The sequence below is a fragment of the Microbacterium galbinum genome (assembly GCF_023091225.1).
GTDB lineage: Bacteria > Actinomycetota > Actinomycetes > Actinomycetales > Microbacteriaceae > Microbacterium > Microbacterium galbinum.
In genome coordinates this window covers 324,688-340,174 of sequence record NZ_JAHWXM010000001.1, presented here as the reverse complement: position 1 = coordinate 340,174, position 15,487 = coordinate 324,688, and the positions used below count along the sequence as shown (strand labels likewise).

General features: G+C 69.9%; 15 protein-coding genes and 1 other RNA gene. 6 read left to right on the top strand and 10 right to left on the bottom strand.

What is annotated here, in order from left to right; genetic code table 11:
- The first annotated feature begins 108 nt into the window (after positions 1–108).
- On the top strand, positions 109–1,290 hold the full coding sequence (locus tag KZC52_RS01715; protein ID WP_247622345.1) for a sensor histidine kinase: 1,182 nt from the start codon (positions 109–111) through the stop codon (positions 1,288–1,290).
- Entirely contained in the window at positions 1,287–1,913 is a 627-nt protein-coding gene (locus KZC52_RS01710) for a response regulator transcription factor (RefSeq protein ID WP_247622344.1), read from the top strand. Before KZC52_RS01715 ends, KZC52_RS01710 begins: the two co-directional genes overlap by 4 nt.
- An 8-nt stretch (positions 1,914–1,921) precedes the next feature.
- Here the strand turns inward: KZC52_RS01710 and KZC52_RS01705 are convergent, their stop codons facing one another.
- Positions 1,922–2,140 (bottom strand): hypothetical protein, encoded by a 219-nt coding sequence (locus KZC52_RS01705; protein ID WP_247622343.1) that lies wholly within the window; start codon positions 2,138–2,140, stop codon positions 1,922–1,924.
- On the opposite strand from KZC52_RS01705, the gene KZC52_RS01700 reads away from it, so the two are divergent.
- Positions 2,139–3,182, top strand: a complete 1,044-nt coding sequence (locus tag KZC52_RS01700) for an AI-2E family transporter (RefSeq protein ID WP_247622342.1) — start codon at positions 2,139–2,141, stop codon at positions 3,180–3,182. The two genes, KZC52_RS01705 and KZC52_RS01700, sit on opposite strands and share 2 nt — an antisense overlap.
- Here KZC52_RS01700 and KZC52_RS01695 read toward each other — a convergent pair.
- The 4 genes from KZC52_RS01695 to KZC52_RS01680 are packed head-to-tail and all read right to left on the bottom strand — an operon-like array spanning position 3,169 to position 8,677.
- Positions 3,169–4,089: a diacylglycerol/lipid kinase family protein gene (locus tag KZC52_RS01695; RefSeq protein WP_247622341.1), complete on the bottom strand. Its 921-nt coding sequence runs from the start codon at positions 4,087–4,089 to the stop codon at positions 3,169–3,171. The two genes, KZC52_RS01700 and KZC52_RS01695, sit on opposite strands and share 14 nt — an antisense overlap.
- A 48-nt stretch (positions 4,090–4,137) precedes the next feature.
- The gene (locus KZC52_RS01690) at positions 4,138–7,113 is read right to left on the bottom strand and encodes a bifunctional [glutamine synthetase] adenylyltransferase/[glutamine synthetase]-adenylyl-L-tyrosine phosphorylase (RefSeq protein ID WP_247622340.1); all 2,976 of its coding nucleotides are present in this window, start codon (positions 7,111–7,113) and stop codon (positions 4,138–4,140) included.
- Positions 7,114–7,122: 9 nt separating this feature from the next.
- Positions 7,123–8,460, bottom strand: coding sequence for a type I glutamate--ammonia ligase (gene glnA / locus KZC52_RS01685; protein ID WP_247622339.1), 1,338 nt, complete (start codon positions 8,458–8,460; stop codon positions 7,123–7,125).
- A gap of 13 nt (positions 8,461–8,473) precedes the next feature.
- On the bottom strand, positions 8,474–8,677 hold the full coding sequence (locus tag KZC52_RS01680; protein WP_247622338.1) for an SPOR domain-containing protein: 204 nt from the start codon (positions 8,675–8,677) through the stop codon (positions 8,474–8,476).
- Between the two features lie 69 nt (positions 8,678–8,746).
- Here KZC52_RS01680 and ppgK point away from each other — a divergent pair, with 69 nt between their 5' ends.
- Positions 8,747–9,493 carry a polyphosphate--glucose phosphotransferase gene (gene ppgK / locus KZC52_RS01675; RefSeq protein ID WP_247622337.1) on the top strand — a complete coding sequence of 249 codons (747 nt, stop codon included), beginning with the start codon at positions 8,747–8,749 and terminating at the stop codon, positions 9,491–9,493.
- A gap of 61 nt (positions 9,494–9,554) precedes the next feature.
- Here ppgK and rnpB read toward each other — a convergent pair.
- The 4 genes from rnpB to KZC52_RS01655 form a co-directional block, all read right to left on the bottom strand.
- An RNA gene (gene rnpB / locus KZC52_RS01670) (RNase P RNA component class A) lies at positions 9,555–9,917 on the bottom strand.
- Between the two features lie 35 nt (positions 9,918–9,952).
- Positions 9,953–11,656, bottom strand: a complete 1,704-nt coding sequence (locus tag KZC52_RS01665; protein WP_247622336.1) for a bifunctional 3'-5' exonuclease/DNA polymerase — start codon at positions 11,654–11,656, stop codon at positions 9,953–9,955.
- A 19-nt stretch (positions 11,657–11,675) separates the two neighbouring features.
- Positions 11,676–12,407, bottom strand: coding sequence for a zinc ribbon domain-containing protein (locus KZC52_RS01660; protein WP_247622335.1), 732 nt, complete (start codon positions 12,405–12,407; stop codon positions 11,676–11,678).
- Between the two features lie 33 nt (positions 12,408–12,440).
- On the bottom strand, positions 12,441–12,866 hold the full coding sequence (locus KZC52_RS01655; RefSeq protein WP_247622334.1) for a YchJ family protein: 426 nt from the start codon (positions 12,864–12,866) through the stop codon (positions 12,441–12,443).
- Positions 12,867–12,908: 42 nt separating this feature from the next.
- Between KZC52_RS01655 and KZC52_RS01650 the strand changes: the two genes are divergently transcribed.
- Entirely contained in the window at positions 12,909–13,757 is an 849-nt protein-coding gene (locus KZC52_RS01650; RefSeq protein WP_247622333.1) for an aldo/keto reductase, read from the top strand.
- Between the two features lie 7 nt (positions 13,758–13,764).
- On the opposite strand, the gene KZC52_RS01645 is transcribed toward KZC52_RS01650, so the two are convergent.
- A complete protein-coding gene (locus KZC52_RS01645; RefSeq protein WP_247622332.1) occupies positions 13,765–14,601 on the bottom strand; it encodes a helix-turn-helix transcriptional regulator in 837 nt (278 codons plus the stop codon).
- 100 nt (positions 14,602–14,701) lie between these two features.
- Here KZC52_RS01645 and KZC52_RS01640 point away from each other — a divergent pair, with 100 nt between their 5' ends.
- Positions 14,702–15,466, top strand: coding sequence for an SDR family oxidoreductase (locus KZC52_RS01640; protein ID WP_247622331.1), 765 nt, complete (start codon positions 14,702–14,704; stop codon positions 15,464–15,466).
- Positions 15,467–15,487 lie beyond the last annotated feature (21 nt).

The following is a 15,487-nucleotide window of genomic DNA, read 5'->3' as shown; positions in this document are numbered from 1 at the left end:
GGTCCGCGCTCATCGGCCGTGTGCATGGTCCTGACCGGCCGTTCGGTGGGGGACGGAATCGTCCTTTCGGACGATGCGGTGCGCACCCCGAAGCGTAGGATTCGAGGCATGGCCCACACCCCGCTCACGCCCGTTTTCACGGGGTTGCGGACGGGATTGCACCTGCTGTTCGTCGCGCTGTGCGGACTCGTCATCGTGCGGGCCTTCCTCGCTCCGACCCCGACGAGCATCCCCGCGATCGCCCTCACCGTCGCGCTTCTGGCGACATACGGGTGCGGGGCTGCGCTGGCTCGCTCGACCTCTCGCTCGAGCTGGCTCACGGGTGTGTGGCTCGCGGCGGTCAGCGTCGAATGGGTGCTCCTGGTCTTCCTCACCGCCGAGGCCGCGTATCTGGTCTTCCCCCTGTTCTTCCTCTACCTGCACGTGCTCGGGCGCCGATGGGGCACGCTCGCCCTGCTCCTGGCGACCGGGGTGGCGATCTGCACGCTCGGTCTTCACAGCGGATGGACCGTCGGCGGGGTCGTGGGGCCCCTCGTCGGCGCCGGCGTCGCCCTGCTGATCGGCCTCGGCTACGAAGCCCTCGCTCAGGAGGCACGGCAGCGGGAAGATCTCATGCGCGAACTGCTCGCGACCCGCGACCGATTGGCGACCACCGAGCACGAGTCGGGAGTGCTGGCGGAGCGCGCACGTCTCGCACGGGAGATCCACGACACGCTCGCGCAGGGGCTGTCGAGCATCCAGATGCTGCTCCATGCCGCCGAGCGGACGGATCCGGAGCGCCCGGGGATCGAGCACATCCGCCTCGCCCGTGAGACCGCCGCAGACAACCTCGGCGAGGCGCGCCGCTTCATCCGCGAACTCGCTCCCCCGGACCTCGATGACCACGGTCTCGCGGGGGCCCTCCGCCGTCTGGCCGACGACCACTGGTCGACGCAGGGACTCGACGTCGACGTGCGCGTCTCGGAGGCGGTCGATCTCCCCATGCACGTGCAGACCGCGCTGCTGCGGATCGCCCAGGGAGCGATGTCGAACGTCGTGCAGCACGCCGATGCGCGCACCGCGACGATCGCCCTCACCCTGAATCCCGGCGACCTGGAGTTCGTGATCTCCGACGACGGCCGCGGGTTCGACGCCGGCCTGGACGCCGACCGCCCCGCCCGTTCGGACTCGTTCGGACTGCGCGCGACGCGCGAGCGCGTGGATCAGCTCGGCGGCACCCTCGACGTCCGTTCCCTCCCGGGTACGGGGACCACGCTGCGCGTCTCCTTGGCTCTCGAGGGCCGCGCATGATCCGGCTCCTGGTCGTCGACGACCATCCCATCGTCCGCGCCGGACTGGTCGCCCTGTTCGCTCTCGACGACGACATCGAGGTCATAGCGGAAGCCTCGACCCCCGACGAGGCCGTCGCCGTCGCGGAACGCGCGAACCCCGATGTCGTGCTCATGGATCTGCAGTTCGGCGCGGGAACGGCCGGATCCGGTGCCGAGGCCACGCGGAGGATCCGGGCACTCGACGCACCGCCCTACGTGCTCGTCCTCACGAACTACGACTCCGACGCCGACATCCTCGGAGCGGTGGAGGCGGGCGCGAGCGGCTACCTGCTGAAGGACGCGCCGCCGCATGAGCTCTCCGCGGCGGTCCGTGCGGCCGCGGCCGGGGAGAGCGCACTCGCGCCCGTGATCGCCACACGGCTGCTGCAGCGGATGCGCGCCCCGAAGGCGAGCCTGAGCGCGCGCGAGATCCAGGTGCTCGAACTCGTCGAAGCCGGCCGCACCAACACCGAGATCGCGAGCGAGCTCTTCGTGAGTGAGACGACGGTCAAGTCGCATCTCGCGCACATCTACACGAAGCTCGACGCGACGTCGCGCACGGCCGCGGTATCGGAAGCCCGGCACCGCGGCATCCTGCGCTGACCCGCCATTCACAGGCACAGAACAGTGGCCCGCGCAAGCCCGCGTGTCCTTGCTTGACCCGGGTCGGACGCGGTGGTCAACTGAGAGGTCTGCACTACGAGGGGATCCATCATGCGCCGCAGGAAATCAGTCACGAGGACCGAGACCATCGAATCGGGCCCCGCGACGGGCCGCACCTCGCGGCAGGTCAGCTCGGTCACGGCCGCGGCCCGCACGAATCCCTTCATGTTCGGACTGCTCGGCGCACTCGGCGTTCTGGTGGCCCTCGCGATCGGCGGGATGGTCGGTCAGCTGGCGACGGTGTTCGTCTACATCGGCGTCGCGATCTTCCTCGCCCTCGGACTCGACCCCATCGTCTCGTTCATCGAGCGCAAGCTCCCGCGGCCCGCCGCCGTCGCGATCGTCGTCGCCGTCGTGGTGCTCGCCTTCGCGGGCATCATCCTCGCGATCGTCCCGATCCTCGTGGAGCAGATCACCAACCTCGTCAACGACGGCCCGCAGATGGTCGAGGACTTCATGGCCAGCGCCTGGTTCAAGGACGTGACGGCGCAGTTCGGATCGACGTTCGAAGACGCGGCCCAGGGGGTTCTGAGCTTCGTGCAGGATCCCGGCAACATCCTCAACATCAGCGGCGGGGTGTTCGCGGTCGGCGCGGGTATCGCCGGCGGCTTCACGGGCGTGACGATCGTGCTCATCCTCACCCTCTACTTCATGGCCTCGCTGCGCAGCATGAAGAAGGTCGCGACGCGCTTCGTGCCCGCCTACCAGCGCGACACGTTCAGCGGCCTGCTGGAAGACGTCTCCGGCGCCGTCGGGCGCTACGTCATGGGTCAGGCGAGCCTCGCCCTCGTCAACGGCATCCTGAGCCTGATCTTCCTCAGCATCATCGGTGCGCCAGTGCCGGCACTGCTCGCCCTCATCGCCTTCATCGGATCGATGATCCCGCTGGTGGGCACCCTGGCCGCGTCGATCATCAACTCGCTGATCTGCCTGTTCATCAGCCCCGTGACCGCGCTCATCGCCATCATCTACTACCTGGTGTACATGCAGGTCGAGGCCTACGTGCTCTCCCCGCGCATCATGAACAAGGCCGTCGCCGTCCCCGGCGCGCTCGTCGTGATCGCCGCCGTCGCCGGCGGTGCGCTCGGCGGTATCCTCGGAGCCCTGGTCGCGATCCCCGTGGCGGCGAGCATCATCATCATCGTGCAGAAGGTCGTGTTCCCCGCTCAGGACCGCAAGCAGGTGCCGCCGGCGCTCACCGCACCGTGAGAGCGCCCGGCTGCACCCGCACCGCGAACTGAGTGATCTCGCCCATCTCCTCACCGTCGATCTCGAAGACGAGCGGCTGGGCGAGCGAGACCGCGATCCTCTCGACGGCGAGATGCTGCGCCGAATCGGTGCTGACCGCCTCGTCGCCACCGGTGAGCAGCCGCCGGATGCCGTTGTCCCATACCACCGAACGCAGGGTGTTCATCCACTGGAGCGCGCCCTCCGAGCTGATGAGGAGGATGTCGAGCAACCCGTCGTCGAGCTGCGCATCGGGGAGCAGGCGGAGTCCGCCCTGGAGCATGCCGCAGTTGCCGATGAGCATCGTGTGCCCGCGCACCTCCTCGGGTTCGCGATCATCCACGGTCACGGTGATGTCGGTCATCTCGGTGCCCGCCAGCGCGCGCCCCATGGCTTCGACGTACGCGAGCCATCCCGCCCGGTCCTTGAGGTCGTCGTTCGTCTCGACCAGCATCTGCGCATCGATCCCGAACCCCACCATGACGGCGAACGCGCGAGTCTCGCCGTTGAACTCCACCCAGCCCAGGTCGATGTGCTGCGGAGTGGCATCGCGCACGCGCTCGAGGGCCGCGACCATACCGGTCAGCGGCACTCCGAGGTTGCGAGCGAGCAGGTTGCCGGTCCCCTGCGGAACGATCCCCAGAGCGACCTCCGTGCCGGCCAGGGCTTCAGCGACGGCACGGACCGTCCCGTCACCGCCCACCGCTACGACCACCTCGCACCCGTCCGCGACGGCCTCCGCGGCCATCCCGCGCCCCGGATCGTCGATGCTCGTCTCCCACCACCGGATCGGGGCATCCGTTCCGAAGACCTCGTCGACCGCGGCGCGCACCTCGTCTCCGTCGATCTTGGACGGATTCCACACGATGCCGATGCTCGAGACGCTCATGAGGCCAAGCCTGGGGCCGAACGCGTCTCGCCGCAAGTCGACACGGGTCTAGCCGTAGAACTCCTGCTCGAACGCCTTGCGGGCGCGTCGAGTGACGCCCAGGTACTCCTCCTCGAGCTCGGTGGCCGAGCGGTCGGGATAGCCGAGGATCCGCGCGATCCCGTCGAGCTCGCGGCGATCCGCGGGGAGCACGTCGCTGGTCGTTCCGGTGAGGATCGTGATCGCCGAACGCAGACGGCTCGACAGCAACCAGGCCTCACGGAGGCGATCGGCGGCCTCGGCCGGGAGGAGTCCGGCATCGACCGCCGCGCCGAGCGCTCCCAACGTCGACGTCGTACGCAGGCCCGGCACGGCGTGGGCGTGCTGCAACTGGAGCAGCTGTACGAGCCACTCCACATCGCTGAGCGTCCCGGGGCCGAGCTTGAGGTGGCGACGCGGATCGGCCCCCTGGGGAAGCCTCTCCCCCTCGACGCGCGCTTTGATGCGCTTGATCTCGCGGGTGCCCTGCAGATCGATCGACGCGGGGTAGCGGATCGTGTCGGCGAGCTCTGTGAAGCGCGCGATCAGCTTGGCGCTGCCGGCGACGCCACGCGCCCGAAGGAGCGCCTGCGCCTCCCACGACAGCGACCAGCGGCGGTAGTACTCGGCATACGCCTCGATCGATCGCACCACCGGACCGTTGCGACCCTCCGGGCGCAGTCCCGCGTCGAGATCGAGCGGAAGCCGATGGTCGGTGACCTGTTCACGGAGACCGGCGACGATCTTCGTCGCGAGCGTCTGCGCGCGGTCGGGATCGACGCCGTTCGCCGCGTACACGTAGAGGATGTCGGCATCCGATCCGAAGCCCAGCTCCGCTCCCCCGAACCGGCCCATGGCGATCACCGCGAAGTCGAGCGCATCGTCTTCGGTCGGCACGACCTCGCGCAGCACCGCACGCAGCGCGGCCTGGATGGTCGCCTCGGTGATGTCGGTGAGAGCGGTCGCGACGTCCTCGATCGTCAGGACGTCGAGCACCCCGCCCATCGCAGTGCGCAGCAGCTCGCGACGCCGCAGCGCGCGCACGGCACGCAGCGCGTCGCCGATCGTCTCGTGCCGTGTCTGGATCGCCCTGGCCTCCTCCGACAGCGCGGCGCCGCCGCGCGGACGCAGGGACTCGGTGCTGTCGAGCCACGCCACGGACTCCGGGATCCACTCCATGAGCTCGCCGATGTACCGCGACGTCGAGAGGATCCGGGTGAGGCTCTCGGCCGCCCCCGAGGAGTCCCGCAGCATCCGGAGGAACCAGTGCGTGTTGCCCAGGCGCTCGCTGATGCGGCGGAACGCGATCAGGCCGTAATCGGGATCGGTGCCGTCGGCGAACCATCGCACCATCACCGGCATGAGGTGGCGCTGGATCGTGGCCTTGCGGCTGAGTCCGCTCGTGAGCGCGCCGATGTGGCGCAACGCGCCCGCCGGATCGCGGAAGCCGATCGCCGCCAGACGATCGTGCGCCTGCGCGGTCGACAGGGAGCGCTCGCCCTCGGGCAACGCGGCGACCGCGCTGAGGAGGGGACGGTAGAAGAGTCGCGTGTGGATCTCGCGCACTTCGCGTCGCACGCTCTCCCAGCGCGCCCAGATGCCGTCACCGCTGTCGGCCAGCGCCGTGCTGCGCGCGAGGACCCGGAGTCCCGCGGGCGTCCGCGGCAGGAGGTGGGTGCGGCTGAGCTCCTTGAGCTGGAGCCGGTGCTCCATCAGTCGCAGGACCCGGTAGTCGTCGGCGAAGGTCGTCGCCTCGACCCGCCCGATGTACCCGCCCTCGACGAGGGCCTCCAAACTCTCGAGGGTGCCACGGGTGCGCAGGGTGGCGTCCGTGAGTCCATGCACCAGTTGCAGCAGCTGGACGGTGAACTCGATGTCACGCAGTCCGCCCTCGCCGAGCTTGAGCTGGTACGGGGCATCCTCCGGATCGATGTGCTCCTTGACGCGCTCGCGCATGCGCTGCACGCTGTCGACGAAGTCCTCGCGGGCCGCGCTCGACCAGATCTTCGGCTGCACGGCGCCGATGTACTCCGCCCCCAGCTCCGGATCGCCGGCGAGGGGCCGCGCCTTCAGCAGGGCCTGGAACTCCCAGCTTTTCGCCCAGCGGTCGTAATAGGCCAGATGGGATCCGAGCGAGCGGACCAGAGCACCCTGCTTGCCCTCCGGCCGCAGGTTCGCGTCGACCTCCCAGAGAGGCGGCTCCTTCTCGATGCCGCTCAGGCCGCGCATGGTCTCGCGGGCGAGCTTCGTCGCCAGATCGATCGCACGCGACTCGGAGACGATCTCCTCATCGGCCGTGCCGCCGACGAAGATCACGTCGACGTCGCTGACGTAGTTGAGCTCCCGCGCACCGGCCTTGCCCATGCCGATGATCGAGAGGCGGACGGCCGCCACCTCGCGCTGATCGACGGTCTCGCGCAATCGACTGCGCGCCACGGCCAGCGAGGCCTCGAGCGCCGCACCGGCCGCGTCCGCCAGCGCCGCCGCCACATCGGCGAGAGCCTCGACCGGTGCGGTCCGGGTCAGATCGTAGGCCGCGATCGCCGCGAGGCTGCGGCGGTAGGCGACCCGGAGCGCCACGACCTCGTCGTCACCGCCGGACCGCGCGAAGCCGTCGACGGCGCCGACACCGGCGAGCATCGCCCGGGTGAGCTCGTCGGCGGTCGGCAACGCATCGACCTCGTCGGCGAGCACCGAGAGCTCCGCGGGGTTGCGGAGGAAGAAGTCCGCCAACCCCTCGGATGCCCCGAACACCCGCCAGGTACGGCGCTGGGTGTCTCCGCCGTCGAGCAGGGCCGCCAACGGCTCGGGATCGCGTCGCGCCACCCGCAGCATCCCGCGCACGGCCGCGTCGGGATCGGCGGCATCCGCCCCCGTCAGCAGCTCGGCACGCGAGCGACCGAGCAGTTCGGCGAGCTCGGCGAGGGCCTCCGCGGCCTCGCCGAGCTCATCGAATCCGAGTCGAGCCAGCGCGGACAGCGAGAAGGAATCGTCCGGACGGGCCATGCGCACGGCTCAGAGCAGCTCGAGGTTGTTCTTCAGCTCGAGCGGCGTGACCTGGCCGCGGTACGCCTCCCACTCCTTGCGCTTGTTGAGCAGCACGTAGTTGAACACCTGCTCGCCCAGCGTCTCGGCGACGAGCTCGGAGTCCTCCATGTACTCGAGGGCGTGGTCGAGGCTCGCGGGCAGCGACGAGTAGCCCAGCGCGCGGCGCTCGGCGTCGCTGAGCGACCACACGTTGTCCTCGGCCTCGGGCGGGAGCTCGTACTCGTCCTCGATGCCCTTGAGGCCGGCGGCCAGCATGAGCGCGTACGCCAGGTACGGGTTCGCGGCGGAGTCCAGCGCGCGGTACTCGACGCGCGACGACTGCCCCTTGTTGGGCTTGTACATCGGCACGCGCACGAGCGCGGAGCGGTTGGCGTGCCCCCACGTGACGAAGCTCGGGGCCTCGTCGCCGCCCCACAGGCGCTTGTACGAGTTGACGAACTGGTTCGTGACGGCCGAGATCTCGTTCGCGTGGCGCAGGAGGCCGGCGATGAAGTGACGCCCGGTCTTCGAGAGCTGGTACTTCGCGCCCTCTTCGTAGAACGCGTTCTGGTCGCCCTCGAACAGCGACATGTGCGTGTGCATGCCACTGCCCGGGTGGCCGCTGAGGGGCTTCGGCATGAAGGTCGCGTACACGCCCTGCTCGATCGCCACCTCCTTGATCACCGTGCGGAACGTCATCACGTTGTCGGCGGTGGTGAGGGCGTCCGCGTAGCGCAGGTCGATCTCGTTCTGACCGGGTCCGCCCTCGTGGTGGCTGAACTCGACCGAGATGCCGAGGTCTTCGAGCATCCGCACCGAACGACGACGGAAGTCGTGCGCCGTGCCACCGGGCACGTTGTCGAAGTACCCTGCGGAGTCGACCGGAACCGGTCCCTCCGGACCGTACTGCGACGACTTGAGCAGGTAGAACTCGATCTCGGGGTGCGTGTAGAACGTGAACCCGGCATCCGCCGCCTTCGCGAGCGTGCGCTTGAGCACGTGGCGCGGGTCGGCGACCGCGGGCTGGCCGTCGGGCGTCGTCAGGTCGCAGAACATGCGGGCGGTCGGGTCGATCTCGCCCCGCCACGGCAGAGTCTGGAACGTCGTCGGATCGGGCTGCGCGAGCAGATCGGACTCATGGCTGCGCGTGAGCCCCTCGATGGCCGAGCCGTCGAAGCCGATGCCCTCGGCGAACGCGCCCTCGACCTCGGCCGGCGCGATGGCGACCGATTTGAGCGTGCCGATGACGTCGGTGAACCACAGGCGGACGAACTTGACGCCGCGCTCCTCGATCGTCCGGAGGACGAAGTCTCTCTGCTTGTCCATATCGTGCGGAGCCTCAGCCCTTTCCTTCGTCCCAGCCGGATTCGGCCGCTTCTTCATCGGCCCAGGCGCGGGAGCGCGCCTTCAGCGTCTCGGGTGCGTTCGCGGCCTCGGCCTCGGTGTCGAACGGGCCCACGCGGTCGATCGACTGCGAGATCATCCCGAATTCGACCTGCTTGGTCTCGAGGTTGTACCAGTACTTGTGTTCGCCGTCCGACATGGCCCGTCCCTTCGTCGTCTGATGTCATCGATCCTACTGGCGCGAACGCCTGTCGCTATGCTGTGGGTCATGGCAAAAGCGATCGGCGTCGACATCGGCGGTACCGGAATCAAGGCAGGAATCGTCGACCTCGAGCACGGCACGATGGCGTCCGATCGGGTACGGGTGCCCACGCCCGAGGGCGCGGCTCCCGGCGACGTGCTGCAGGCCGTGCAGACGGTGCTGAAGACCCTCGACGTGCACGAGTCGACCCTTCCCCTCGGCGTGGCCTTCCCGGCCATCGTAAAGCGCGGCAAGACGCTGTCGGCCGCCAACGTCTCGAAGGAGTGGGTCGACTTCGACGCGGAGCGCTTCTTCCGCGACGGCCTCGGCCGCAACATCGTGTTCGTGAACGATGCGGATGCCGCCGGCGTCGCCGAGGCGCGGCACGGTGCGGCCCGCGACGTGCGCGGATTCACCCTGCTCACGACCCTCGGCACCGGCATCGGCTCGGCCTTCATCAACGACGGCGTACTGCTGCCCAACACCGAGCTCGGGCACCTCAACTTCCGCGAGTACGAGTCCGTCGAGCAGTGGGCCGCGACCTCGGCGCGCGAGCGCGAGGGGCTCACCTGGGCCGAATGGGCCGAGCGCCTGCAGGCGTTCTACTCGCACATCGAGTTCCTCTTCAGCCCCGACCTGTTCGTGGTCGGCGGCGGGGTGTCGAAGAACGCGGGCGACTTCCTCCCGCTCCTCGACCTGAAGACCCCGATCGTCCCGGCGATCCACCGCAACAACTCCGGCATCATCGGTGCAGCCTCGCTCGCGGGCGACTGACACCCTCGAGACCGCGAAAAGGCCCGGTGACCTGATGGTCACCGGGCCTTTCACGTCGAGGCGAATGGGCCGACCTGTACGCCGGGTTCTGTTCCGGGGTTCTTCGCCCCTTCGACGGCCATCTCTCTCGGCGACACGTTGCCGTGCCGCTCCAGCGGTCTACCCGAGGACTCGGCGAGCCGCGTCAACATCCTCTGTCTGACCTTGCTCCGGGCGAGGTTTACCTGGCGGGACATGTCACCATGTCCCCCGGTGGTCTCTTACACCACCCTTTCACCCTTACCCCCGGCGAACCGGGGGCGGTCTGCTCTCTGTGGCACTGTCTCGCGGATCACTCCGGGTGGGTGTTACCCACCGCCCTGCCCTGTGGAGCCCGGACGTTCCTCGGTGCGGTTGCCCGCCACGCGACCGTCCAGTCGACCCATTCGCATCTGCCAGTCTACGACGCCCGGCCGCGCCTCATTTCTCGGCGGACTCGGTGATGCGCAGATCCAGTGGCACGTCGATCGGGAACGAACCGAACAGGCGTGCGGTCGCGACGGCCGCCGCCTCGCGCACGGCGTCGGCGGCGGCATCCGCGAGCTCGACGGGGACGTGCAGGATCACCTCGTCGTGCAGGAAGAACGCGAGGTGCGCGGCCTCCGCGAAGGGGCCGGATGCCGTGGCCGGTGTCGCAGCGGGCGGCAGGCCGCGCAACCGATGACGGATCTCGGCGAGCCAGATCAGCGACCACTCCGCCGCAGTGCCCTGCACCACGAAGTTGCGGGTGAAACGCCCCCAGTCGCGAGCGCTGCGCCGCGCCTGCGCGACCAGCGCCGCGTCGACGTCCGCTCCGGTGGCCGCGGACTGGAGCGCCGCCCACTCGGGAGACGGCTTCGGCGACGAGCGTCCGAGCCAGGTCGAGACCACCCCGCCGTCCTCCCCCGCGCGTGCGGCGGCATCGACGAGCGCCATCGCTCGCGGGTAGACCTTGCGCAGTCGCGGCACGAGCCGGCCGCTGTCGCCCGTCGTCGCACCGTACATGGCACCGAGCACGGCGTACTTGGCCTCTTCGCGTGTCGCCACCGCGCCCGAGTCGACGACTCCGGCGTACAGATCGGTGCCCTGCGCCGCACGCGCCATCGCGGCATCCGAGGCCATCGCCGCGAGCATGCGCGGCTCGAGCTGGGCGACATCGGCGACCACGAGGGTCCACCCGGGGTCCGCCCGTACGGCGGGGCGCAGACTGCGCGGCAGTTGCAGCGCTCCCCCGCCGGCCGATGCCCAGCGCCCGGTCACGACGCCACCGGGGATGTAAACCGGGCGGAACCGCCCGCGGTGCACCCAGTCGGCGAGCCAGACCCACCCGTTGGCGCTGAGCAGACGCGACATCTTCTTGTAGGCCAGGAGCGGTTCGACGACCGGGTGCTCGTACTGCGCGAGCTCCCATTTGCTCGTCGACTCGACGGGGACCCCGGAACGATGCAGCGCCCGCAGGAGCTTCGGCTGGCTGTCGAGATGGAGGGTGGCGTCGCCGAGGATCGCGCGCACCTGTTCGCCGAGCGCGACCATCTTCGCCGGGAGCCCGCCGGCGAGCGATCGAGCGCCGAGCGTCTCGGTGAGGATCTCGTCGTGCACGCCCTCGTTCCAGGGCACCCCCGCCGCGCGCATCTCCTCGGCCACCAGGCCGCCGGCGGATTCCGCGGCGCAGAGCAGGGCGAGCCGGCCATCGGATGCCGCGGCGATCACCCGGCGCTGCGCGCGGTACTGCTCCAGGGCGTCGGCGACCGGATCCGCGCGCGTCGAGTCCGTGTCGAAGAGATCGAACAGCCCGGGTGCCGCATCGGGCGCCTCGCGGCGCACCCAGTCCTCCGACGGCTCCAGAGGGTGCGGGACGGATGCCGTGTCGCGGAGGATCGCGTGGCACAGGACCAGGTCATGGGTGCGTCCGACCCGCACGCCGTCGGCGAGCAGCGGTGCATAGGTCTCGCGCGCGCTGCGGATCACCCAGCGCGGCGCGTCGCGCTGCTCGGACTCGGCCACCCAGCCCGGCAGATCGCGCTCGCTCAGTCTCTCTCGGCTGATCTCGACGTCTGCGGCATCGAGATCGACGGCGACGTATGCGCCGCCTCCGTCGGCGACCAGCAGAATGCGTCGCTCGGACGATGCGGGCGACGCACTCACGACGAGGGCGCCGCGTGCATCACAGTCCCGATTCCTCCGTGCGCACCAGGATGCAGCCGCATTCGGGGCAGTACACGACCGCGTCCTCGGCGGCGCGACGGATCTCGGCGATGTCGGTGCTGGGGAGCATCATGCGGCACCCCTCGCACGTGCCACGGGTCAGCAGGGCCGCACCCGCACTGTTCGCGGCGCGACGCGTGTACTCGGCCAGCAGCGGCGCGGGGATGCTCTCGGCCACGGCTGCACGATCGCGGGCGAGTTGAACGCCGAGCTCGGCAGCGGCGGCGACGTCGGCCTTGCCCTGCGCGCTGAGCGTCGAGCCCTCGGCGGTCGTGATGTCGATGAGCGCCTGCTGAGCGGCGACCGCGGACTCGGCTTCTTCGACCCGCCCCATGACGTCGAGCTCGGCGTCTTCGAGGTCGCTCTGGCGGCGGGTGAGACTCGCGATCTCGTGCTCGAGGGCCTGCGCCTGCTTGGGGTCGGTCGCGACCGCGAGACGCTCGGCGTCGCGTGCCCGGCGCTGCTCGACGAGCTTCACGTCGGACTCGAGACGGGTCAGTTCGGTGCGTGCGTCGTCGCGGGTGCCGGTGAGCGCGGTGAGCTCGCGCAGCTGCTCCTGCCGGATCGCCACCAGCTCGTTGATGCGCGCGGCCTGCGAGGGATGGGTGCGGGCACGATCGGCCTGCGCGATGCGCCGGTCGAGGTCGGCGATGTCGAGCAGGATGCGCTGATGTTCGGAGCTGGCGTTCACGCTGTCCAATCTATCGTCTGGCGGGGGCCGCCATCACAGCAGGTCGCCGTCGACGTACAGCCACCGGCGCTCCTCGCGCACGAACCTGCTGCGTTCGTGCAGCACGCCACGGGCTCCGTTCTGGAGCCAGTGCGCCGCGAACTCCACGACCCCGTCGCGATCGAAGGGGCCGCCCGCCTCCCGGTCGAGCACCACGAGTCGCCGCCAGCGCAGGTCCGGTTCGATCTCGATCGATGCCGGTCGCGTGGAGGCGTGCCAGGTCGCGCGCAGGTGGGCGACGTTGCCGATCACGAACGCCGTGTAGCGCGACCGCATCAGCCGCTCGGCCGTCGGGGCGGTGGTCTCGGCCCGAAGGATCGGACCGCAGCATCCGCCGAAGAGGTCACCCGATCCGCAGGGGCACCGGGCGGAATCCGTGATCGCGGCGTCATGCGGCGCCATCTCCGCCTCGGGTGTCATCCCTCCAGCGTACGCTCGAGACACCGACCGAGAAGGAGCACCGTGAGCACTCAGCCCGCCATCCCCACGTTCACCGCCCACAACGGATTCGCCCTGCCGGCGATCGGCCTGGGGACGTACGCGCTCAACGGCGATGCCGGGGCGGATGCCGTGACCGGCGCCATCGGTGCCGGGTACCGCCTCATCGACTCCGCCTTCAACTACGAGAACGAGGGTTCCGTCGGACGCGGGGTCGCGGCATCCGACGTCGATCGCGACGAGATCATCGTCACCACGAAACTTCCCGGTCGCCATCACCCCGCCGAGAAGGCCCGGGCGAGCATCGAGGAGAGCCGGTCGCGTCTCGGCCTCGACATCACCGACCTGCACCTCATCCACTGGCCCAACCCGAGCCAGGACGAGTACGTGCAGGCGTGGGCGGCGCTCGTCGACGCCCAGCAGCGCGGGGTCGTGCGCCAGATCGGCGTCTCGAACTTCCTGCCCGAGCACCTCGAGCGCATCGAGCGCGAGACCGGGGTGCGTCCCGTCGTGAACCAGATCGAGGTGCACCCCTACTTCCCGCAGAGCGAGCAGCTCGCGTACCACCGGGAGCACGGCATCCTCACCGAGGCGTGGAGCCCGCTCGGCCGCGCGAAGGAACTGCTCGACGAAGACGTGATCCGCGAGGTCGCCGCCTCGCACGGCATCACCCCGGCACAGACGGTGCTCGCCTGGCACGTCGCCCGCGGCACGGTCTCGATCCCGAAGGCCTCGTCGCTCGAGCACCAGGTCGCGAACCTCGCCGCCGCCGAGGTCGCGCTCGACGAGGCGGAGGTGCTGGCGATCACGGGCCTCGGGCGTGCGGACGGGCGACTCTTCGACGCCGATCCCGCGCACCACGAGGAGTCCTGACCGAGGATCAGACCTTCTGCGTCCCCAGCACGCGCAGGAACTCGAGCTTGCTCGCCGCCTCGCTGCCCGGCGCCGCGGTGAGCACGATGAGCGCCTGGGACTCGTCCTCGGTGAACAGCGCCTGACAGTCGACCTCGATCTCCCCGAGCTCGGGATGGATCATCGTCTTGTGCTGCTCGAAGCGCCTGCTCACCTCGTGGTTCTCCCAGAGCCCGATGAACTCGTCGCTGCGCGCCGAGAGTTCTCCGGCGATCTCGCCGGCCCGCGATCGCGCCCCCATCACGCCGTGCGCGGCGCGCAACGAGGCCACCATGGCGCGGCTCTGGCGGGCGTGGTCGGCCTCGGGATAGCGCCGCCGCTCGGTCTCGGGCATCGCGAACCACCGGTAGATGCCGCTGCGTTCGAGTCCCGTCAGCGCGCTGGCGTCGCCGAGGAGGGCCCGAGCGGCGTCGTTCTGCACGAGCACCTCGTCGAGGACCGAGACCACGAACGCCGGGGTGTCGTGGAGGCGGTCGAGTACGCGCAGGATGCCGGGGCGCACGTACTCCGTGACGTGCGCGCGATCGGGGGCGCTGTAGCCGCACAAGCGATAGAGGTAGTCGCGCTCGTCTTCGCTGAGCCGGAGCGCACGAGCGAGCGATGAGAGGATCTGCGCGCTGGGCTGCGGTCCACGGCGCTGCTCGAGGCGCGTGTAGTAGTCCGTTGACATCGTCGCGAGCTGAGCGACCTCCTCGCGGCGCAGCCCGGCCGTACGCCGACGCGGCCCCGGCGACAACCCCACGTCGTCGGGGGTCAACGCCTCCCGGCGACGGAGGAGGAAGTCGGCCAGCGCATCACGATCCACCCCCCGAGTATCCCGCGAGTCGCCGACCCGATCCAGGGATCGTCGCTCCCTGGATCAGCCGTCTCTGGAGCGGTCCATGCGATCGGCGGAGGCTGGACGCATGAACATCAGCGGAAACACCATCTTCATCCCCGGAGCGACGAGCGGCATCGGCCTCGCGCTCGCCCTCGCCCTGCGCGATCGCGGCAACACCGTGATCGTCGGCGGCCGGCGCACCGACCGTCTGGAGGCGATCGCCGCCGAGCGCCCGGATCTCGGCACCGTGCGGATCGACACCGCGGATGCCGGGAGCATCGAGAACGCCGCCCGCACGGTGCTCGCCGAGCATCCCTCCCTCAACGTGCTCGTGACGATGGCGGGCATCATGCGCACGGAGGACTGGCGCACGCCGGACGGTTTCCTCGCCACGGCCGAGGAGATCGTCACCACGAACGTCCTGGGGCCGATCCGCCTCATCGCGGCGTTCGTCGAGCACCTGCGCCGTATGCCCGACGCCACGATCATGACGGTGTCCTCCGGGCTCGCCTTCGCTCCGCTGCGGGTCACGCCGACGTACAACGCGAGCAAGGCGGCGATCCACATGCTCAGCGAATCGCTGCGTCTCCAGTTCGAGGGATCGAGCGTCTCGGTCATCGAGCTCGAGCCCCCGGCCGTGCGCACCGACCTCATGCCCGGACACGCCGAGAACGACGCGGCGATGCCGCTCGACGAGTTCATCGCGGAGGCCATGACACTGCTCGAATCCCGGCCCGACGCCTCGGAGGTGCAGGTCGAGCGAGTGAAGTTCCTCCGCTACGGCGAGGCACGCGGGGACTACGCGCAGGTGGTCGCCGCACTCAACAGCACCGACCCGCACGGGAAATGAGAGCGGCCGGGGCACCGGCCC

Excerpts from the sequence above, each read along its gene's own strand:
- KZC52_RS01715 (WP_247622345.1), top strand. The coding sequence starts at position 109 with ATGGCCCACACCCCGCTCACGCCCGTTTTCACGGGGTTGCGGACGGGA.
- KZC52_RS01710 (WP_247622344.1), top strand. The coding sequence starts at position 1,287 with ATGATCCGGCTCCTGGTCGTCGACGACCATCCCATCGTCCGCGCCGGA.
- KZC52_RS01700 (WP_247622342.1), top strand. The coding sequence starts at position 2,139 with ATGTTCGGACTGCTCGGCGCACTCGGCGTTCTGGTGGCCCTCGCGATC.
- KZC52_RS01705 (WP_247622343.1), bottom strand. The coding sequence starts at position 2,140 with ATGAAGGGATTCGTGCGGGCCGCGGCCGTGACCGAGCTGACCTGCCGC.
- KZC52_RS01695 (WP_247622341.1), bottom strand. The coding sequence starts at position 4,089 with ATGAGCGTCTCGAGCATCGGCATCGTGTGGAATCCGTCCAAGATCGAC.
- KZC52_RS01690 (WP_247622340.1), bottom strand. The coding sequence starts at position 7,113 with ATGGCCCGTCCGGACGATTCCTTCTCGCTGTCCGCGCTGGCTCGACTC.
- glnA (WP_247622339.1), bottom strand. The coding sequence starts at position 8,460 with ATGGACAAGCAGAGAGACTTCGTCCTCCGGACGATCGAGGAGCGCGGC.
- KZC52_RS01680 (WP_247622338.1), bottom strand. The coding sequence starts at position 8,677 with ATGTCGGACGGCGAACACAAGTACTGGTACAACCTCGAGACCAAGCAG.
- ppgK (WP_247622337.1), top strand. The coding sequence starts at position 8,747 with ATGGCAAAAGCGATCGGCGTCGACATCGGCGGTACCGGAATCAAGGCA.
- KZC52_RS01655 (WP_247622334.1), bottom strand. The coding sequence starts at position 12,866 with ATGACACCCGAGGCGGAGATGGCGCCGCATGACGCCGCGATCACGGAT.
- KZC52_RS01640 (WP_247622331.1), top strand. The coding sequence starts at position 14,702 with ATGAACATCAGCGGAAACACCATCTTCATCCCCGGAGCGACGAGCGGC.